This window comes from Myxococcota bacterium (assembly GCA_041389495.1).
GTDB lineage: Bacteria > Myxococcota_A > UBA9160 > UBA9160 > UBA4427 > JAWKRT01.
The window spans coordinates 337,718-357,741 of the sequence record JAWKRT010000002.1 but is presented as its reverse complement, the minus strand read 5'-3'; the positions used below and the strand labels follow the sequence as shown (position 1 = coordinate 357,741).

Annotated in this window: 18 protein-coding genes; 13 read left to right on the top strand and 5 right to left on the bottom strand. The window is 73.3% G+C overall.

The window, feature by feature from the left end; genetic code table 11:
• The first annotated feature begins 20 nt into the window (after nt 1-20).
• The 10 genes from R3E88_12315 to R3E88_12270 all read left to right on the top strand — a co-directional run bounded on the left by R3E88_12315 (nt 21) and on the right by R3E88_12270 (nt 10,412).
• Complete coding sequence (locus tag R3E88_12315; GenBank protein MEZ4217257.1) at nt 21-1,043, top strand: DnaJ domain-containing protein; 1,023 nt, start codon at nt 21-23, stop codon at nt 1,041-1,043.
• A gap of 134 nt (nt 1,044-1,177) precedes the next feature.
• Entirely contained in the window at nt 1,178-2,572 is a 1,395-nt protein-coding gene (gene sthA / locus R3E88_12310; protein ID MEZ4217256.1) for a Si-specific NAD(P)(+) transhydrogenase, read from the top strand.
• A gap of 209 nt (nt 2,573-2,781) precedes the next feature.
• The gene (locus R3E88_12305) at nt 2,782-3,987 is read left to right on the top strand and encodes a Na+/H+ antiporter NhaA (GenBank protein ID MEZ4217255.1); all 1,206 of its coding nucleotides are present in this window, start codon (nt 2,782-2,784) and stop codon (nt 3,985-3,987) included.
• 34 nt (nt 3,988-4,021) lie between these two features.
• Nucleotides 4,022-5,014: an HDOD domain-containing protein gene (locus R3E88_12300; protein MEZ4217254.1), complete on the top strand. Its 993-nt coding sequence runs from the start codon at nt 4,022-4,024 to the stop codon at nt 5,012-5,014.
• A 90-nt stretch (nt 5,015-5,104) separates the two neighbouring features.
• The gene (locus R3E88_12295) at nt 5,105-5,797 is read left to right on the top strand and encodes a TetR/AcrR family transcriptional regulator (GenBank protein ID MEZ4217253.1); all 693 of its coding nucleotides are present in this window, start codon (nt 5,105-5,107) and stop codon (nt 5,795-5,797) included.
• Between the two features lie 19 nt (nt 5,798-5,816).
• Nucleotides 5,817-6,302: a pyridoxamine 5'-phosphate oxidase family protein gene (locus tag R3E88_12290; protein ID MEZ4217252.1), complete on the top strand. Its 486-nt coding sequence runs from the start codon at nt 5,817-5,819 to the stop codon at nt 6,300-6,302.
• Between the two features lie 43 nt (nt 6,303-6,345).
• A complete protein-coding gene (locus R3E88_12285; GenBank protein ID MEZ4217251.1) occupies nt 6,346-7,245 on the top strand; it encodes a fumarylacetoacetate hydrolase family protein in 900 nt (299 codons plus the stop codon).
• The gene (locus tag R3E88_12280; GenBank protein MEZ4217250.1) at nt 7,245-8,171 is read left to right on the top strand and encodes a VOC family protein; all 927 of its coding nucleotides are present in this window, start codon (nt 7,245-7,247) and stop codon (nt 8,169-8,171) included. Before R3E88_12285 ends, R3E88_12280 begins: the two co-directional genes overlap by 1 nt.
• Nucleotides 8,168-9,712: a bifunctional 3-(3-hydroxy-phenyl)propionate/3-hydroxycinnamic acid hydroxylase gene (locus tag R3E88_12275; protein ID MEZ4217249.1), complete on the top strand. Its 1,545-nt coding sequence runs from the start codon at nt 8,168-8,170 to the stop codon at nt 9,710-9,712. The genes R3E88_12280 and R3E88_12275 overlap by 4 nt, the downstream gene beginning before the upstream one ends.
• A gap of 136 nt (nt 9,713-9,848) precedes the next feature.
• Complete coding sequence (locus R3E88_12270; GenBank protein ID MEZ4217248.1) at nt 9,849-10,412, top strand: DUF4136 domain-containing protein; 564 nt, start codon at nt 9,849-9,851, stop codon at nt 10,410-10,412.
• Here the strand turns inward: R3E88_12270 and R3E88_12265 are convergent.
• The 3 genes from R3E88_12265 to R3E88_12255 are packed head-to-tail and all read right to left on the bottom strand — an operon-like array spanning nt 10,409 to nt 14,198.
• Nucleotides 10,409-12,607 carry a molybdopterin-dependent oxidoreductase gene (locus R3E88_12265; GenBank protein ID MEZ4217247.1) on the bottom strand — a complete coding sequence of 733 codons (2,199 nt, stop codon included), beginning with the start codon at nt 12,605-12,607 and terminating at the stop codon, nt 10,409-10,411. The genes R3E88_12270 and R3E88_12265 overlap by 4 nt on opposite strands.
• 23 nt (nt 12,608-12,630) lie before the next feature.
• The gene (locus tag R3E88_12260; protein MEZ4217246.1) at nt 12,631-13,104 is read right to left on the bottom strand and encodes a nitroreductase family deazaflavin-dependent oxidoreductase; all 474 of its coding nucleotides are present in this window, start codon (nt 13,102-13,104) and stop codon (nt 12,631-12,633) included.
• Between the two features lie 32 nt (nt 13,105-13,136).
• A complete protein-coding gene (locus R3E88_12255) occupies nt 13,137-14,198 on the bottom strand; it encodes an LLM class flavin-dependent oxidoreductase (protein MEZ4217245.1) in 1,062 nt (353 codons plus the stop codon).
• A 115-nt stretch (nt 14,199-14,313) separates the two neighbouring features.
• Between R3E88_12255 and R3E88_12250 the strand changes: the two genes are divergently transcribed.
• Nucleotides 14,314-15,738 (top strand): arylsulfotransferase family protein, encoded by a 1,425-nt coding sequence (locus tag R3E88_12250; protein ID MEZ4217244.1) that lies wholly within the window; start codon nt 14,314-14,316, stop codon nt 15,736-15,738.
• 3 nt (nt 15,739-15,741) lie between these two features.
• Here the strand turns inward: R3E88_12250 and pyk are convergent, their stop codons facing one another.
• The gene (gene pyk, locus R3E88_12245; protein ID MEZ4217243.1) at nt 15,742-17,202 is read right to left on the bottom strand and encodes a pyruvate kinase; all 1,461 of its coding nucleotides are present in this window, start codon (nt 17,200-17,202) and stop codon (nt 15,742-15,744) included.
• 234 nt (nt 17,203-17,436) lie between these two features.
• Between pyk and R3E88_12240 the strand changes: the two genes are divergently transcribed.
• Together R3E88_12240 and R3E88_12235 are read left to right on the top strand one after the other, a co-directional pair.
• Entirely contained in the window at nt 17,437-18,216 is a 780-nt protein-coding gene (locus R3E88_12240; GenBank protein ID MEZ4217242.1) for an SDR family oxidoreductase, read from the top strand.
• Nucleotides 18,217-18,261: 45 nt separating this feature from the next.
• The gene (locus R3E88_12235; GenBank protein ID MEZ4217241.1) at nt 18,262-19,041 is read left to right on the top strand and encodes an SDR family oxidoreductase; all 780 of its coding nucleotides are present in this window, start codon (nt 18,262-18,264) and stop codon (nt 19,039-19,041) included.
• Nucleotides 19,042-19,071: 30 nt separating this feature from the next.
• Here R3E88_12235 and R3E88_12230 read toward each other — a convergent pair whose 3' ends face one another.
• Nucleotides 19,072-19,923 carry an SDR family oxidoreductase gene (locus R3E88_12230; GenBank protein ID MEZ4217240.1) on the bottom strand — a complete coding sequence of 284 codons (852 nt, stop codon included), beginning with the start codon at nt 19,921-19,923 and terminating at the stop codon, nt 19,072-19,074.
• Between the last annotated feature and the right edge of the window lie 101 nt (nt 19,924-20,024).

Genomic DNA, 20,024 nt, shown 5'->3' with positions numbered 1-20,024 from the left:
GGGCACCGACCCGCTCGCGCATGCCCCCGACCGGCGACGGCCACGAGCGCCGCAACTTCTACCGCGTGCTGCACCTGCAGCCCGATGCGCCCGTCGAGAGCGTGCGCGCGCACTACGTGGCACTCATGACCAAGCTCCGCGCGCACCCCGACCTCGGCGGCGAGCACTGGAACGCCGCCGTCCTGAACGCCGCCTACGCGGTGCTGCGCGACCCGCGCAAGCGCGCCGCCTACGACCGCGCGCTCCTCGACCGCTGCGCGCTCGCGACGGTCGCGTGGGGCGGTGCACCGCCGCGGCACGCGGCGAGCGACGACGGCCGCAACCGCCGCAACTACTATCGCGTGCTCGGCGCCCAGAACGACGCCCCCGAGCCCGTGCTGCGCGCGGCCTGGCAGGTGCTGCGCGGCGCGGCCGGCATCGACGCCGCGCTCGTCGACGAGGCCTGGGAGGCGCTGCGCGACGCCGACCGACGGCGCACCTACGACGCGCTGCTGCGCGAGCACGGACATGCCGTCGCCGCGGCGCTCCTGCCGACTGCGGAGGAGCTGCACCGCGAGCCGCCGACCGATGCGGCGCCGGGCTGCGCGCCCACCGCGCCGCGCACGTCCTACGACCCGCTGATCACGCGCTTCTGCGCCTTCTGCAAGGCGCCGCACGGCCGCACGCAGGGCGAGCTCGAGAGCGAGGCCGACTGCGTCGAGTGCCGGAGCCCGCTCTTCCCGCCGCCCGCGGCGCTCCTCGAGCTCGGCCGGCGCGTCGTGAGTCGCATCGAGCGCGATGCGGAAGTGGCGCTCGAGATCGGATGGCCTCCCGCGCGCATCGCGGCGCGCGTCGTCGACGTGTCGCCGACGGGCATGCGCTGCACGGCGCGCTGGCCGCTCGACGTCGGCGACCTCGTCAAGATCGAGGGCGCGGGGCTGCGCGCGGTCGCGGAGGTGGCGCACCGCGCGTCGCGCGCGCGCGCCGTCGTCGACGCCGGGCTGCGCTTCGTGACCGCGCGCTTCGCGCGCGAGCGCGGCGGCTTCCTGTCGATCGAGGTCTGAACGCGCGCGCCGTCGGGAGAAGACTCGATCGCGCCTAAGGTGCGGGCTCGCACGTCGCGACCGGTTCCGCCCGAGCCGCCGCGCGATGCGCGCGGGCGTCAGCCGCAGCGCACGTGCGACCGATGCGCTCCGCCATGCAAGCGCGCGCGCACTACGACGCCCTCGTGATCGGCGCCGGCCCGGCCGGCTGGTCGGCCGCGCTCCAGGGCTCGAAGCTCGGGCTCCGCGTCGCGGTCGCCGAGCGCGGCGCCGTCGTCGGCGGCAACTGCATCCACTGGGGAACGGTGCCGAGCAAGACGCTGCGCGAGACGATCCTCAAGATCGTCGCCGTGCGCGAGGCGGGCGCCTTCGGCATCCGATCGTCGAGCTCGATGCGCATGTCGATCCACGACCTGATGCGCCACAAGGACTCGGTGATCGATCAGCAGACCCGCACCATCCAGAACTTCCTCGACCGCAACCACGTCGACGTGCTCCCGGGAAGCGCGAGCTTCGTCGACCCGCACCGCGTCCGCGTCGCGAACGCGAGCGACGAGGCGATCTACCGGGCCGACCGCATCTTCATCGCGACGGGAAGCCGCCCGCGCCGCCCCGCGAGCATCCCGTTCGACGACCGGTACGTCGTCGACAGCGATTCGATCCTCGAGCTCGACGCCGTCCCCAGGAGCCTCGCCGTCCTCGGCGGCGGCGTGATCGGCTGCGAGTACGCGTGCATGTTCGCGGCGCTCGGCGTGAAGGTGACGCTCATCGACCGGCGCCGCGAGCTGCTCCGCTTCCTCGACGAGCGCATCGTGTCCTCCCTCTGCCACCACATGCAGCAGGCGGGCGTGCGGCTGCTGCTCGGCGAGGACGTCGAGGGCATCGACGTCGGCGGCGAGGACCGCAGCGCGCGCGTGCGCATCGCTCTCCGCGGCGGGCGCACCGTGAAGGCGGAGCGCCTGCTCGCGACCGCGGGCCGCGAGTCGGCGATCGCATCGCTCGCGCTCGACGCGGCGGGCGTCGCGGTCGACGACCAGGGGCTCGTCAAGGTCGACGAGTGCTACCGCACGTCCACCGAGCACGTGTACGCGATGGGCGACGTGATCGGCTTCCCGGCCCTCGCCGGGACGAGCATGCACCAGGGCCGCGTCGCCATGCTCCACGCCGCGGGACGCGAAGTGCCGCCGCCGCGCGCGCTGCCGATCGCGATCTACACGATCCCCGAGATCTCGATGGTCGGTCTCACGGAGCAGGAATGCCGCGACCAGGGCATCCCGTACGAGGTCGGCGTCGCGCGCTCGGGCGAGCTCGCTCGCGGGCAGATCAGCGGCGAGCTCGACGGCCTGCTCGCACTCGTGTTCCACCGCGACGACGGGCGGCTGCTCGGCGTGCACATGATCGGGCCGCGCGCGAGCGAGCTCATCCACTTCGGGATGGCGCTGCTGCACGCGGGCGGCACGATCGATGACGTCGCCGGCGCGATCTTCAACTACCCGACGAGCTCCGAGGCCTACCGCGTCGCCGCGCTCGACGGACTGAACCGCCTCTAGCCGCACGGCTGCGTCGTTCGGCCGATGCGCGCACGGGTGTTCTCCCGACGCGACCGCCTAGCATCGCGTGCGCGCACCGCGAACGCGTCCCCGAGTCTCAAGAACGCCGATCGCGTCGCCGACCCACCCGCAGTCCTTCGCCCCCGTGCGCACGTCCGACCGAGGAGATGCCCCCCGTGAACGCCCCCGCCCGCCGTCCGATCGTCAACATGCTCCAGGAGTTCTCGATCCCGCTGATCGCGGGCGTCACGGTCGCGATCCTGTGGGCCAACGTCGACGCCGAGTCCCTCCACCACTTCGTCGACGCCCCGCTCCTCGGCTCGCTGAGCCTCCACTTCCTGACCAACGATGTCCTGATGGCGCTCTTCTTCGGGCTCGCGGCGAAGGAGATCACGGAGAGCTGTCTGCCCGGCGGTGCCCTGCACTCGGTGCGCGCCGTCATCAACCCCGTGTTCGCGACGCTCGGCGGCGTCGCGGGCCCGGCCCTCGTGTTCTTCGGCTGGGTCGCCTTCACCGGCGACGCGTCGATCGCCAACGGCTGGGGCATCCCGACCGCCACCGACATCGCGATGGGCTGGCTCGTCGCGCGCCTCGTCTTCGGGCCCGGCCACCCGGCGGTGCAGTTCCTGGTGCTGCTCGCGGTCCTCGACGACGGCATCGGCCTCGCGATCATCGCCGTCTTCTATCCCGACCCGCTCCACCCCGTGAACGTGCAGATGCTCGGCCTCGTCGCCGGCGCGATGGGCGTCGCCTTCGCGATGCGCCGGGCGCGCGTGCAGAGCTTCTGGCCCTACGTGCTCGTGCCGGGCGTGATGTCGTGGTTCGGCTTCCACGAGGCGCACCTGCATCCCGCGCTCGCGCTCGTGCCGATCGTGCCGTTCATGCCGGGCCCGAGCCACGACGCGGGCCTCTTCGTCGACGAGGACGCGATGACGCACGTCGTCCACCGCGACCCGCTGAACCGCTTCGAGCACGTCTTCAAGCTGCCCGTCGACTTCGGACTCTTCGCGTTCGGGCTCGCGAACGCGGGCGTCGCGTTCTCCGGCCTCGGCAACGCGACGATCGCGGTCTTCGTCGCGCTGCTCGTCGGCAAGACCTTCGGCGTGCTCGGCATGGGCCTGCTCGCGCGCGAGCTCGGCTTCCCGCTGCCGCGCGGCGTCGACGCGAAGAGCCTCGCCGTCGTCGGCATGGTCGCAGGCATCGGCCTCACGGTCGCGCTCTTCCTCGCCGGCGCCGCCTACACCGACCCGTCGCTCCAGGGGGCGGCGAAGATGGGCGCGCTGTTCTCGATCGCGGCCGCACCGCTCGCCTTCGCGATGGCGAAGGTGCTCGGCGTGCGGCGCGCGGATGCGGGAACGAGCGCGGCGGCCGGCGTGGCGGACGAGGATCCGAGCCCGTCGCAGGCGCGCGCCTAGCAGGATCCGAAGAGCAGGGAGGGGGGCCGCGCACGTGCCGATCCGTCTTCGCGGACAGGGGAAGAAGAAGGGCGAGGAAGGCTATGGCCGCGGCGAGGTCGCCATCGCGGCCGGCGACGACGTCCTGCTCGACGAGGACGCCATGGTCGCGAAGCTCCTCGCGTGCGTGGAGGCGCCGGACTACCGGCCGCCCACGCTGCCCGCGGTCGCGATGGAGCTGATGGAGCTCTCCCGCCGCCCCGAGGTCGACTTCGCCGACGTCGTGAAGCTCCTCGAGCAGGATTCGATGATCGCCGGGCGCATCCTCAAGCTCGTGCAGTCCGCCGCCTTCTCGGGCGCGCAGAAGATCACGTCGCTCAACGACGCCCTCGTCCGCCTCGGGATCAAGACGCTCCGCGACATCGTGATGGAGATCGCGATGAACATGAAGGTCTTCAAGTCCGAGGACTACGCGGAGACGATGGACTGCCTGCGCAAGCACGCGACCGCCACCGCGCACCTCGCGAAGACGCTCTGCAAGTACACGCCGATCGAGGGCGAGTTCGCCTTCATGGCCGGGCTCCTGCACGACGTCGGCATCGCCGGCACGCTGCTCGCGTTGTCGGACCGCAAGGGCCCGCGCAAGGCGCCGCCCGACCTCATCGCGATCTGGCCCGCGGTCGACCGCGTGCACGCGCGCGCCGCCGAGGTGATGGCCAAGCACTGGCAGCTGCCGCCCGAGCTCGCGCTCGTGATGGCCGGCCACCACCAGGTGATGATCCAGGGCCACGCGCACCCGCTCGCCGCCACGATCTGCCTGGCCGACGACCTCGCCCACGAGCTCGGCGCCGGCGTGACGCCGAAGGAAGGGGCGAAGCGCGTGTCCATGAGCCAGCTCGAGCTCGACTGCGTGCGCAGCCACACGAGCGTGGACCGCACCGGCGCGAAGACGCTCGAGCACGCGCGCAAGGCGCTCGGCCTCACCGACCCGCAGATGGACCTCTTCCGCGCCGAGGGCGCGAAGGTGCTGGCGACGGTCGGGAAGTAGGGCGGCGCCTCCGCGCGCCGGCCCCGGGGCCGCGAAGTTCGATCGAACTATTTCCTTGATTTTTCTTGTTCGATCGAACAACATGCGCGCGTGCCGACCCCGCCCCGCCGCACCTCGTCGCGACGCCGCAGCGCCCCCGCGGCGCCGGCTCCCGAGCGCATCCTCTCGGCCGCCCTCGCCGCCTTCGCGGCGCGCGGCTTCGACGGCGCGAGCACGCGCGCCATCGCCGCGGCCGCGGGCGTTCCGCAGGGGCTGATCTCCTATCACTATGCGAGCAAGCAGGCCTTGTGGGAGGCGGCAGCCGACTGGGTGTTCGGCGAGGTCGCGCGCGACTTCGCCTCCGTCGCGGACACGCTCCGCGACGTGTCGCCGGCCGAGCGGTGGCGCGCGATCAGCAAGCGCTTCGTGCGCTTCGCCGCGCGCCATCCCGAGCTGCAGCGCTTCATGACGCAGGAGGGCGCGCAGGACGGCCCGCGCCTGCGCTGGCTCGTCGAGCGCCACGTCCGCCCGCTGCACGATCGCTCGGTCGCGCTGATCCGCGAGGCGGCGCCGGGCGTCGACGCGAGCCGCCTCCACTACCTGCTGATCGGCGCGATGACGCACGCATCGGCGGTCGCGGCCGAGGTCGAGCGCGTGGCGGGTCGCGACCCGCGCGCCGCCGCCGAAGTGGAGGCGCACGCGTCGCTCGTCGTCGATCTCCTGATCGACGGCGCGCTCGCGCAGAGCGCGGCAGCACCGCCCGCTGCGCCGACGCGCAGGAAGCCCGCTCGGAGACGTCGATGACCGCGCCCGGGAGATCCGCATGAACCGAATGGAACGCCGCGACTTCGTCGCGAACCACCGCACCGCCGTCTTCGGGACGACGCGCAGGTCCGACGGACCCGCGCTGTCGATCGTGTACTACGTCAGCGACGGCGACGACCTGCTCGTCTCCACCATGGGCGAGCGCGCGAAGGCGAAGGCGGTCGAGCGCCTCGGCAAGGTCTCGCTGTGCGTGCTCGACGAGCAGTGGCCTCCGACGTACGTCGTCGTCTACTGCGACGCACGCGTCGAGCGGGAGCCCGAGGGCGTCGTCGACCTGATGATGCGCATCGCCGGCGTGATGGCGGGCAAGGAGATGCCCGAGACGGTGCGGCCGCTGGTCGCGGAGGGCGCCCGGAAGGAAGGCCGCGTCGTCCTCCGGCTCACGCCCTACGCGACGTTCTGCACGCCTCCCCGCCACGTGCACGACGAAGGGGACGTGAACGAGGAGCTCACCCACGAGCTCGGGAACACGCTGCCCTGGTAGACGACGCGGCGCGCTCACCGGGCGCGCCGCGCGAGGAGACGTCATGAAGCTCTGCACCTTCTTCGCGAACCCGGACGGGAGCGGCGAATCGCGCATCGGTGTCGTCGTCGACGACGCCGTGGTCGACCTCTCGATCGCCGCGCCCGAGCTCCCGCACGACGCGATCGCGCTGCTCGCGGCGGGCGACGCCGCGCTGGCGCGCGCGAAGGGCGCGGCGGCCGCTTCCCGCGCGCGCACGCCGCTCGCGCGCGTGAAGCTGGGCGCACCGGTCGCGCGGCCCCGCAAGTTCCTCGCGATCGGTCTCAACTACGCCGACCACATCGCGGAGTCGGGCGCCGAGACCCCGAAGTTCCCGGCCGTCTTCAACAAGCAGGTCACGTGCGTCGCCGGGCCGCACGACGACGTGCACATGCCGCGCGTGTCGCAGGCGCTCGACTACGAGGGCGAGCTCGCGTTCGTGATCGGGAAGCGCTGCCGGCACGTCCCGCGCGAGCGCGCGCACGAGGTGATCGCGGGCTACTGCGTGCACAACGACGTGAGCGTGCGCGACTGGCAGCTGCGCACGGGGCAGTGGACGATGGGCAAGTCGTTCGACACCCACGGCCCGCTCGGCCCGTGGCTCACGACGCCGGACGAGATCGACGCCGGCGGAATGCGCCTTCGCACCTGGATCGACGGCGAGCTGCGCCAGGATTCGAACACGAAGCACCTCGTATTCGACTGCGCCGCGATCGTCGAGCACCTCTCGGCCGCCTTCACGCTCGAGGTCGGCGACGTCGTCGCGACGGGCACCCCGGGCGGCGTCGGATTCGCACAGAAGCCTCCGAAGCCGCTGCGCGTCGGCGACGTGATGCGCGTCGAGATCGAGGGGCTCGGTGCGATCGAGAACCGCGTCGTCGTCGAGCCCGACGACACCGCGTTCATCGACGCGGGCGCGCGCTGATGCCGCTGCATCGCCTCTCGCGCATCGAGGTCGGCATCCCCGACGCCGCCCTCGGCGCGACGCGAGGCTTCTATCGCGACTTCGGGCTCGAGGAGGTGGCGCCCGCGCGCTTCGCGACGGAGGACGGCGGCGAGCAGCTCGCGCTCGTCGCCGCGCCGCGCCGCGCGCTCACCGCGCTCACCGTCGGCGTCGACGACGAGGACGATCTCGCGCGCGCCGCCGCTTCGCTCGCGCGGCTCGGCGTCGCGAGCGAGCGGAGCGCGGCCTCGCTCGTCGCGAGCGAGCCCGTGTCGGGCCTGCGCGTCGCGCTCGCGATCGAGCCGCGCCGCGCGCAGCCGAGCGCGCCGCAGCTCGCGACCAATGGCCCGGGTCGCGCGACCCGCCGCGACGCGCGCTCGCCCGCCGCGATCGCGCCGGCGCGGCCGCCGCGCCCGCGCAAGCTCTCGCACGTCGTCACGACCTCGACCGACCCCGCCGCGACGCGGCGCTTCTTCGTCGACGGCCTCGGGTTCCGCGTGAGCGACGAGATCGCGAGCATCGGCGCGTCGTTCATGCGCTGCTCGGACGATCACCACAACCTGCTCGTGCAGCCCGGCCCGTTCGCGTTCCTCCACCACACGGCGTGGGAGATGGACGACGTCGACGCCGTCGGCGCGGCCGCCAGCGCGATGCTCGCCTCGGACGCGGCGCGCCACGCGTGGGGGCTCGGGCGCCACGCGATCGGGAGCAACTACTTCTGGTACCTGCGCGACCCGGCGGGCAACTTCGCCGAGTACACGAGCGACCTCGACGTGATCGTCGACGAAGAGGCCTGGCGGGTCGCGACGACCCTGCCCGTCGGTGGCCTCGCGTCGTGGGGCCCGCCGGTGCCGCGCGACTTCCTCGCGCCCGCCGACGTCGTCGCGCTCGCCGGAGCGACGCCGTGAGCGCAGCGCGCTCGCTGCACTGCGACGTCGCGATCGTCGGCGGGGGCCCGACCGGGCTCCTGCTCGCGACGCTGCTCGCGCAGCGCGGTCGCAGCGTCGTCGTGGTCGAGCGCTTCGCCGCGCCCTACCCGCTGCCGCGCGCCGTCCACTTCGACGACGAGGTCGCGCGCATCCTCCAGGGCGCGGGCATCGCGCGCGATCTCGAAGGGTTCACCGAAGCCGCCCCGATCTACGAGTGGCGCAATGCGGCGGGCGACATCCTGCTGCGCTTCGGACGCGAGCGCGAAGCGGGCAGGTCGGGCTGGCCCGACTCGAACATGTGCCACCAGCCACACCTCGAAGCCGCGCTCGAGGCGCGCGCGCGCTCGTTCGCCGGGATCGACGTCGAGCGCGGCTTCGACGTGCACGCCCTCCACGAAGCCGACGACGCCGTCCACCTGGCCGCGCGGAGCGACCGCGGCGATCGCATCGAGGTGCGCGCGCGCTTCGCGGTCGGCTGCGACGGCGCGAACAGCTTCGTGCGCGCGGCGCTCGGCATCGGCTGGAACGACCTGGGCTTCGCCCACGACTGGCTCGTCGTCGACGTCATCCCGCACGAGCAGCGCGTCTGGTCTCCCGCCAACTGGCAGCTGTGCGACCCCGCGCGACCGACGACGCTCGTGTCCGGCGGCCCGGGCCGTCGGCGCTTCGAGTTCATGCGCCTGCCGCACGAGACGCTGGACGAGCTGAACGACCGCGACCGCGCCTGGGAGCTGCTCGCGCCGTGGGGCCTCCGCCCGAAAGACGCGACGCTCGAGCGCCACGCCGTCTACACGTTCCGCGGCTGTCATGCCGACACGTGGCGCCGCGGGCGCGTCCTGCTCGCCGGCGACGCCGCGCACCTCATGCCGCCCTTCGCCGGCCAGGGCATGTGCTCGGGCATGCGCGACGCCGCGAACCTCGCGTGGAAGCTCGACCTCGTTCTCGGTGGCGTCGCGAGCGAGTCGCTGCTCGACACGTACGAGAGCGAGCGCGCGCCGCACGTGCGACAGCTGATCGAGTTCTCGATCGCGCTCGGCCGCGTGATCTGCATCGCCGACCCGGGCGAGGCGTCGGAGCGCGACGCGCGCATGGTGCCCGCGGCGAAGGCGGCCGGGCTCTCGACGCCGGTGCCGGCTCCCAAGATCGGCCCGGGCTGCTGGGACGATCGCAGCTGCGCCGGCGGGTCGCTGTTCCTCCAGGCGCGCGTCGAACGCGACGGCCGCGCGGCGCTCTTCGACGACGCGGTCGGAGGCGGGTTCGCGATCGTGTCCCCGCACGGCGATCCGGGCGCGGCGCTGACCGCGGAGCAGCGCGCGTTCTTCGCCGCGCTCGGCGGCACGACGACGCACGTGGGTGCGCGCGCGGCGGTGCGCGACGTCGACGGCGCCTACGCGAGCTGGTTCGACGCGAACGGCTGCGCGGTCGCGCTCCAGCGCCCCGACTTCGCGGTCTTCGCGACGGCGGACGCGGTCGAGAGCGCGGGCGCGCTCGTCGATCTCCTGCGCGCGCGCATCGACTAGGGTCGATCTGCGCGCGCTCCGCCGAGCGGACGCCTCCGTCCTGCGCGCGCGACACCCGGCGCGCTCCCGCCCTCCCGCGGCGCGCACCGCGGGCGCTATCGTCGGCCGCTGCGCGCCATGCGCGTGGAGGCCCCCCATGAAGCCCGTCCGCTCGTTCGCCGCGATCGCTGCACTCGGCCTCGCGACCGCGCTCGTCGCCGCGTGCCGCACCTACCCCGTCGACACCGACTGGGATCGCGACGCCGACTTCGCGCACCTCGGACGCTATGCGTGGACCGCGGACCAGCCGCTCGCCGGCCAGGACCCGCGCGTCGACAGCGACCTGCTCGATGCGCGCCTGCGCCGCGCCATCGACGACGCCCTCGCCGCCCGCGGCTACACGCGCGTCGCGGCGTCCGACGCCGCCGACTTCCTCGTCACGTACCACTTCGCCGTCGACACGCAGCTCGAGGTGCAGACGCACGTCTTCGGCGACCCGTACGGCTACCGCAACGTGCCGGGGCCGACGCAGGGATACGCGAGCGTGCGCGAATACCAGGTGGGGTCGCTCGTGATCGACGTCGTCGGCGCGCGCGACGAGCGCCTCGTGTGGCGCGGGTCGACGCCGACCTACCTGCTCGGCGCCCGCACGCCCGAGCAGCGCGACGCGCGCGCGCGCGAGGCGGTCGACGCGATCCTCGCGAAGTTCCCGCCGCGCTAGCTCGCGCGGCGCCCGCCCTCGACGCGCTCGATCCGGATCGGGATGTTGCTCATGCGCGGCAGGCCCGAGAAGCGGTCGTAGTCGCGCTCGACCGACGTGAGGCGGCCGGTGTTGCTGCCGATCGCGCGCACGTCGCCGTCGCGTTCGGGCAGGTCGCCGAACGAGTGGCTCATCGAGACGAGCCCCTCGCGCACGCTCGCATCCGGCTCGACGACGCCGAGGATGCTCGCGTGCTCCGAGTGGATGGCGACCACCTCGCCCGGCTCGAGGCCGAGACGCGCCATCTCGTCGGGGTGCATGAACGCGGGGTTGTAGGCGTACTTCGCGCGCAGCGCGGGCAGGTCGCGGCTCGACGAGTTGTAGGCCGTCATCATGCGACGCGAGATGAGGCGCAGCGGCAGGTCGGCCGGGTCGCCCGACGCGACGGGCGCATCCGCGAGCTCGGCGAGCGCCTCCATCATCGGTGCCGCGCCGACCTCGAGCCGCCCCTCCCAGCCCGCGTCCTTCGGCGCCACGAACACGGGCGGGTCGGGGAAGACGGCGCCGTGCCGGTGCTTGCGAAGCTCGTCGAACGGGACGCGCGCGTCGCGCATCAGGATCGCGTAGATGTCCTCGCTCGTGGGCTTGCGCTCCATGTCGAGCGGGATCGGCGCGCCCTTCGCGGGCCCGATCAGCGCCATCTGCTGCAGCTCGAGCGCGAGCCCCATCCGCTTCGCCGTCTCGTAGAAGAACTCCCATTCCTCGACGACGTCCGCACCCTCGGGCGGGTCGACGAGCGCGGGCGTGTACTGCCCGTACGGCGCGGGATAGCCGAACCCGACGCCGTAGAGGGAGAGGTAGTCCTGGTTGATCGTGACGCCGGGCATCTCGATCGAGTGCTTCGGGGCGACGACGTAGTGCGCGAGCTTCGCGGTCGCCGACATCTTGATGTCGATCTGCACGAGCAGGTCGAGCTTCTCCATCGCCGCGATCGTCTTGCGCTGGTCGGGCCACGCGGCGACCGGATTGCCGCCGAGGTTGATCAGCGCGCGTACCTGGCCGTCGCCTTCGAGCAGGATCTCGTCGGCGAGCGTCGTCGTCGGCATGCCGGCGGCGGTGTTCGTGAAGCCGCGCACGCGGAGCTTCTCGCCGAAGCCCCATCCGGGCCAGGGGCCCGTCGCCTGCGCCTTCGCGGAGAAGGTCGGCACGACGCAGCCGGGGTTCGCGACGCGCTCGCCCTCGCGCAGCCAGCGGCCGCAGACGGTGTTGAGGCAGAGCACGAGGTACTCGAGCAGCGTGCCGTGGCCCGACATGTTGGGCCCCGTGCCGGCCGTCGCGACACCGCGCTTCGCGCCGCCGAACACGCGCGCCGCGCGCACGATCTCGTCGGCCGCGAGCCCCGTGCGCGCGGCGACGCGCTCGGGCGCATAGGCGGCGACGGCGGCGCGGAGCGCGTCGAGTCCGTTCACGTGCTCGGCGCAGAAGTCGGCGTCGTGGAGCCCCTCGCGCAGGATCACGTGCAGCATCGACGCGAGGATCGCGGCGTCCTCGCCGGGAACGGGCTGCAGGTGGAGCGTCGCGCGCCGCGCCGTCTCGCTGCGGCGCGGGTCGATCGCGACGAGCTGCATGCCGCGCGCGAGGGCATCGGACAGGAAGCGCCCCGGGTTGCCCTGCGGCACGCCGCCCGACATCGCGACGAGCGGGTTGATGCCGATCAGGAGCGCGACGTCGGCCGTCGCGAAATCCTGCGGCGGCGCCATCCACATGCCGTGCAGCGCCTGGCCGAGCGCCTTGCCGGGCTGGTCGATCGTGTTCGAGTTGAAGGCCATGCGCGAGCCGATCGCCTTCATCCACGCGGTGAGCAGCGTGCCGGAGGCCGGGTTCGCCGTGCTGAACGTGCCGCTGTACGTCGCGATCGAGCGCGGCCCGTACTTCGCGCGCAGCTCGCCGAGGCGCTCCGCGATCTCGTCGAACGCCTGCCGCGACGAGATGGCCTCGAAGCTCCCGTCCGCTCGTCGCTTCTGCGAGCGCAGCAGCCGCCCGGGGTGGCTGCGCGCGTGGAGGAGCTGCTGCCCCTTCACGCAGAAGAAGCCCTGGTAGACCGGGTTCTCCTTGTCGCCGCGCACGGCGACGGGCTCGTCGCCCTCGAAGTCGACGAGCATCGCGCACGCGTTGAAGCACATGCGGCAGTACGAGGGCTCCGTCCGGGTCGCCATGGTCGCCTCCTCGCCGCGCGTCGCTAGGCGCGCGGCTCGCACGCGAAGACGGGGATGTCGCGGTCCGTGCGCGCCTGGTACTCCTCGAACGGCGGGTAGTGCTTCACGCACGTCGGCCACAGGCGCGCCTTCTCCTCGGCCGAGACACGCCGCGCGCGCAGCTTCACGACGTCGCTCTTGTACTGGACCTCGACGTCGGGGTGCTTCACGAGGTTGTGGTACCAGACGGGGTGTTTCGGGGCGCCGCCGAGCGACGCGACGATGATCGCGCCGGCCTTCGGGTTCCCCTCCTCGATGGGCACGTACATGAGCGGGATCCACTTCTCGACGCCGCTCTTCGCGCCCTTCATCTTGACCAGGCACACCTCGCGGCCCTGGAACGTGCCCATGAGCCGCCCTCCCGTGAGGCGGTAGACGAGCACGTTGAGCTTCGCGAAGTGCTTCACGAACTTCTTCGTGCGCGCGTACTCCTGCTCGGTCATCGGGTTCACGGCCATCGGAGCGGACCTCCCGGCGGCGGATGCCGCGGCTAGCGGAACGCGGGCACCACCTTCTCGGCGAACGTCCGCAGCGAGGCCTCCGCCTCGGCCTGCGTCATGCTCCCGTACTTCGGGATCACGAGGACGTCGTGGTCGACGCCGAGGATGCGCTTCTGCTCGCGCAGCTGCTCGACGACCTCCTCCGGCGTGCCGAACGTGTTGACGCCGGCGTACATCTCCGCCATCGCGTCGAGCCCCATCGCCGAGATCGCCTGGGCCGCCGTCGCGTAGTGCTCGTAGCCCTTCGTTCCCGCGAAGTGCGCGCCGCCGATCTCGTAGTGCTCGACCACCGTGAAGAAGTACTCCTTCACGTACTTCGCGCCGAGCTCGCGCGCGCGGTCGCCGTCCTCGTCGCAGAAGACGAGCTGGCCGCAGAAGGGCGCGGGCGGCGGCGTGTCGCGCAGCGCGCGCCACCGCTCCTGGTACGGCTCGAGCGCCTGCTGGCGGAACACCTGCCACGGCTGCTGCGCGAGGCACATGAGCTTCGCGCCGAGCACGGCGGCCTGCACGGCCGAGTCGGGCGACACGCCGATCGAGAAGACGCGGTCGTCGAAGCCGCGCACGGGGCGCGGCCGCAGCTCCGCGCGCGGGTGGCGGAAGTGCTCGGTGTCGGCCTCGAAGAAGCCCTTGTTCAGCGCCTCGAGGATGAGCGCGCTGCCCTCGTCGAAGCGCCAGCGCGCCTCGTCCATGGGAATGCCGAAGCGCTCGTACTCGCGCTTCGAGAGGCCGCGCCCGAGCCCGAGCAGCGCGCGCCCGCCCGACTGCTGGTCGAAGAGCGCCATCTTCGCCGCCACCCGGTACGGGTCGTTCCACGGCACGATGACGGCGCCCGTCCCGAGCCGGATGCGCGGCGTCGCGGCGGCCACCTGCGCGAGCCACTGCAGGTTGTCCGGGCACATCGAGTACCCGAAGAAGTGGTGCTCGGTGGCCCAGTAGCTGTGGTAGCCGAGCGCGTCGGCGAGCTTCGCGAGCGCGAGCTCGCCGCGCATCGTCTCGCCGTCGTCCTGCTCGTCGCGATAGTTCTGGAAGATGGAGAGGACACCGAAATCCATGCGCGGGCTCCTCGCGGACCCGCTCCGGGATCCGTCGGCGGGCGACGGCGCATTCTGGACCGCGCGCGCTTGCAGGAGCAAGGTTCGCCCGCGACGCTGCGCGCGAGGAGGGCCGATGGCCGCAAGCGATCGACGAGCGGGCCGCGCGAGAACGCTCCTGGCGGCCGCGGCGCTCGCGGCGGCATGGCTCGCGCGGCCGGCCCCCGCCTCCGATCTCCCGCTCGTCGGACGCTACACGCGGGCGCGCGCGCACCCGGGGTGGAGCGCCGAGCAGGCCGAGCTCGCCGCGCACCTCGAGGCGCTCGGCTATGCGCAGGGCGTCGCGCCCGCGCGCGCGACGACGGGCGTCGTCCTCCACGATGCGGTGCGCGCCCAACCCGGCCGCAACCTCGTCGTCGACGGTCACGCCGCCGCGGCCGAGCTCGTCGACATGGACGGGCGCGTCCTCCACCGCTGGAGCCGACCGATCGAGGACGTCTTCCCCGAGGACGCGGCGCGCACGCCCGAGCACTCGACGCACTGGCGCCGCGCGCGCGTGCTCGCGAACGGCGACCTCTTCGCGATCTACGAGGGCATCGGCGTCGTCGCGCTCGACCGCGACTCGAACGTGCGCTGGCGGCGCCGCAACGGCGCCCACCACGACCTGCGCGTCGCGCCCGACGGCAGCGTCCTCGTGCTGACGCGCGAGGCGCGCATCGTGCTCGACGTCGACCCCGACCGCCCCGTGCTCGACGAGTCGGTCGAGCGTCTCGATGCGCGCGGCGAGCTGGTCGCGCAGACTTCCATCTTCGAGTCGTTCGCGCGTTCGTCGTGGGCGGACGTGCTCGCCTACCGCGAGCGCGGCGACATCCTGCACACGAACGCGCTCGTCCCGCTCGACGGCGCGCTCGAGCGCGCGAACCCGGCCTTCGCGGCCGGACGCTGGCTGCTCTCGCTGCGCAACGCGTCGGCGCTCGCCGTCCTCGACCCGAGCCAGGAGCGCGTCGTCTGGCTCGCGAAGGGCGACTGGACGGGCCAGCACGATCCGAGCGCGCTGCCCGACGGCCGACTCCTGCTCTTCGACAACGGGAGCACCGGCGTGCGCCACGAGACGGGCGGCCGCTCGCGCATCCTCGCAGTCGATCCGGCCACCGCCGACGCGGAGGTCGTGTACGAGGGAGGCGACGCCGCGCCCTTCTTCTCGGCGACCTGCGGCGCGGTCGCGCGCCTCGCCAACGGCGACACGCTCGTCACCGAGACCGACGCCGGCCGCGCCTTCGAGCTCGCACCCGACGGCGCGATCGTCTGGGAGTACTACACGCCGCACCGCGCCGGCGAGGACGGCGAGTACATCGCGACGCTCTTCGAGGTGCAGCGGCTGCCCGAGGGCTTCGGCGACGCGTGGCTCGCGCGCGCGCGCGAGCCGGTGCCCGGCGTGCGCCCGCCGCCCGTTCCGGGCCGGCCCGCGTGGAAGCGCTTCGTCGCGCCCGGGCTCGGCGCGCTCGCCGCCGCGCTCCTCGTGCCGGCCCTCTTCTTCCTGCTCGGTCGCGCGCGACGCTAGTCGCTAGGCCTCGCGCATCTGCGCGGGATCCGAGACGAAGCCGCTCGGCTTCTCGGCGCCCACCTGCCGGACGACGATGAGATCGGTGCCGCCCGACACGCGTCCCGACTGGCCGTACGTGACGACGACGTGCGCGCCGTCGTCGAGGCCGCCGATCGTGCGCGCGACCCCGACGGCCTCGTCGATCAGCTCCTCGATGCGGCCCGAGTGCGCGGGGAGCGTGCCGGGGATGACCGCCCACTCGAGCGCGAGCTGGCGCGCGACGACGTCGTCGCGCGCCAGCGCGATGATCGGGCGCGGCGTGCGGCACTTCGCGGCCGCGCGCACGGAGCCGCCCGTCGTCGTCGGGATCACGAGCGCGGCGGCGTCGATCTGCTGCGCGAGGTGCGCGGCCGAGCGGAGCACCGCCTCGGCGTTGTCCTGCTCGACGGTCGGGATGTCGAGCGCGTAGGAGAGCGCCTCCTGCGCGCGGCCGGCGATCGCGGCCATCGCCTGCACGGCCTGCACGGGATGCTCGCCGACGGCGGTCTCGCCCGAGAGCATGAGCGCGGAGGTCCCGTCGAGCACCGCGTTCGCGACATCGCTCGCCTCGGCGCGCGTCGGCTCGGCCGCCGTCAGCATCGACTCGAGCATCTGCGTCGCGGTGACGACGAGCTTTCCGGCCGTGGTGGCGCGGCGGATGATGCGCTTCTGCAGCAGCGGCACCTCGTGCACGCCCGCCTCCACGCCGAGGTCGCCGCGCGCGACCATGACGCCGTCCGCGGCGGCCACGATCTCCGCGAGGTTCTCCACCGCCTCGAGCTTCTCGATCTTCGCGATCACGCGCGCGCGCGAGCCGCGCGCGGCGAGCTCGTCGCGCAGCAGCTGGACGTCGGCCGCGCTGCGCACGAAGGAGAGCGCGACGAAGTCGGCGCCGATCTCCGCCGCGACGTCGAGATCGGCGAGGTCCTTCTCGGTGAGCGCGCGGCCCGTCGTCCCGGCGAACGTGACGAAGACGCCCTTGCGCGGGCCGATCTGACCGCCGCGCAGGCAGCGCGCCTCGACCGCGTCGCCGTCGACGCCGAGCACGGCGAAGCGCGGCGTGCCGTCGCCGATCACGATCTCGGAGCGCCGCGGCGTGACGAGCGCGGCGAAGCCGGGCCACGCGACCGGGAGTGCATCGGCGGCCGTTCCCTCCGACGCGAAGCGCGCCGGGTCGCCGGCCTCGAAGCCGAGCGACGGCACGTGCGCGCCGAGCCGCAATTTCGGCCCGCACACGTCGAAGACGATCGCGATCGGCCGCCCCGCCTCGGCGGCGACGGCGCGCACCATGCGCGCTTCCTCGCGCCATGCGTCGGGCTCGCCGTGGCTCGCGTTCAGGCGGAACGCGTCGGCGCCCGCCGCGATCATGTCGCGGATCGCGCTCTCGCTTCGCGTCGCGGGACCGATCGTCGCGAGGATCTTCGCGCGGCGGCGGGGCTCCATCGGGCGCACAGCATGCCGGAGGCGACGCGCACAATCGATGCCTGGAGCGGAGATCGCCTGACATATACTGCGCCGCCCGTCGGCCGGGACGACGGTGGCCGGCCGGCTCGCGCGGAGCGCGAGCGCGGACCGGTGAGCGCGGACCGGTGAGCGCGGACCGGTGAGCGCGGACCGGTGAACGCGGAACGGCAACGCGAGACGGCGACGCGGAACGGTGCGCGGGAGGCGGACGGCGTGGCGGGAGCGACGAGGGGCACGGCGGTCGTGACGGGGTCGGCGTCGGGCATCGGCGCCGCCGTGCGCGAGCGGCTCGAGAAGGACGGCGACCGCGTCGTCGGCGTCGACCTGCGCGGGCAGGAGGTCGAGGCCGATCTCTCGACGCCCGAAGGCCGCACCGCCGCGATCGACGGCGTGCTCGCCGCGACGGGCGGCGCGATCGACCGGCTCGTGCTGTGCGCGGGCGTCGGCTCGCACCTCACCGACCTCGCGCTCATCCCGTCCGTCAACTACTTCGGCACGTTCGCGCTGCTCGACGGGCTGCGCGACGCGCTCGCCGGGCGTCCCGACGCGGCCGCGGTCGTGATCGCCTCGAACTCGGCGCAGATGGGCGGCTTCGACGAGCATCCCTACGTGCAGGCGATGCTCGCCGGCGACGAGCCGCTCGCGCGCGAGCGCATCGCATCCGAGAACGGCTTCCTCGCCTACGCGGGCTCGAAGCACGCCGTCGCGCGCGGCGTGCGCCGGCGCGCCGACGCGTTCGGCAAGGCGGGCGTGCGCCTCAACGCGGTCGCGCCCGGCCCGACCGAGACGCCGATGGTCGAGGCGACGCGCCAGCACCCGGCGTTCGGCGCCGCGATGAACGCGATGCCCATCCCGCTCGGGCGCTTCGCCGCTCCGCGCGAGATCGCGCAGGCGATCGCCTTCCTGCTCGGCCCGGAGGCGAGCTACGTGCACGGCGTCGTGCTCTACGCCGACGGCGGCAACGACGCCGTGCTCCGCCCCGACCGCTTCTAGCCCGCCGTCGCGCGGCCGCGGCGCCGCGCGCGCGAAGGAGGACCGATGCTGCTCGAAGGCAAGACCGTGCTCGTCTCCGGCGTCGGCGCCGGCCTCGGCCGCGAGGTCGCGCAGGCCGCGCTCGCCGACGGCGCGAACCTCGTGCTCGGCGCGCGCACCGAGAAGGTGCTCGCCGACACCGCGGCCGCGCTCGACCCGAGCGGCAAGCGCGTCGCGTGGCACGCCGCGGACATCACGAAGCCCGCCGACTGCGAGGCGCTCGTCGCCGCGGGTGCCGCGCGCTTCGGCGCCATCGACGCCGTGATCCAGGTGGCCGCCTACGAAGCCGTCTTCGGCGGGCTCATGGACACCGACTTCGAGACCTGGAAGAAGGCCTACGACACGAACGTGCTCGGGAGCCTCACGCTGCTCCGCGCGGTCGTGCCCGGCATGAAGGCGAACGGCCGTGGCTCGATCGTGCTGATCGGCTCGCAGTCGCAGTTCAAGCCGTCGCTCCCGCAGGCCGGCTATGCGGCCTCGAAGAACGCGCTGCTCACGGCCGTGTACTACCTCGCCGACGAGCTCGGGCCGGCGGGCATCCGCGTCAACATGGTCATCCCGAGCTGGATGTGGGGCCCGCCCGTGCAGGGCTTCGTGAAGCTGCGCGCGAAGCAGGAAGGCCGCAGCGAGGCCGACGTGCTGAACGACATCGTCGGCGGCTTCCCGCTGCGCCGCATGACGGAGGATCGCGAGGTCGCCGACGCCGCCGTGTGGTTCGCATCGGACCGCGCGAGCGCCGTCACCGGCCAGCACCTGATGGTGAACTCGGGCGAGCTGATGAAGTAGCCGGCCGCGCGCCGCGAGCCGTCGCGACGCCTACTCCGGAACGAGCTTCGCCGCGTTCTGCACGCCGGAGAGGTCGACGGTCAGCACGCCCGTCATGAGGCCGCCCGCACCGCCGCCGTCCGTGTACACGTTCTCGCCCGACACGTAGCTCGCCGCGTCGCTGTTCAGGAACGCGAGCGGCCACGCCTGCTCCTCGGGCGTCGAGTTGCGCCCGACGGGCTTCGGATAGGCGTCCATGAACGCCTGGCTCGTCTGCTCGACGAAGGCGGGCATCATCGGCGTGTCGGTCGGGCCGGGCGAGATGCAGTTGAGGCGCACGCCGGTGTCGCGCGTCAGCACGGGCCCGCGCCGCAGCGTGTAGACGATCGTGCACATCTTCGAGTACGCATAGCCATCGAGCCACGGCTGCTGCTGGTGCTCCTCGACCCACTTGCGCGCCTCCTCCGGCGTCGCGGTCGCGAGCAGCGGCAGGATGTTCGCCATCGCGCCGAGGTAGCCCATGCCGCCCGCCGACGAGACGGTCGCGATCGCACCGTCGCGCGGCATGTGCGGCGCGCAGGTCTCGACCGCGTGTCGCAGCCCGATGAAGTTGACGAGCATGACGTCGACCTTCGGCTTCGTGCCGGGCAGCCCCGCGCAGTAGAAGAGCCGGTCGATCGGCCCGTCCTTCGCGACGGCGGCGACCATCGGCTCGATCGCGCGCGTGTCGCGCAGGTCGAGCTCGTGGAAGGACTCGTGCTCGAACGTCGTGGGCCGCTTCACGTCGGCCGCGACGACGCGGCCGCCGAGCGAGCGCACGACGCGCGCCGTCGCCTCGCCCATGCCCGAGTAGCAGCCGACGACGAGGCAGCGCTTGCCCTCGTAGGAGAACCGGTTCCGCATCGCACACCTCCTCGATCCTTGCGTCGGGACGCGATCGGCGGCGATTCTCCCAGAGTGGGCGGCCCCGCGGCAATCGCCGCCGGGCGACGCGGCCGGCGGGC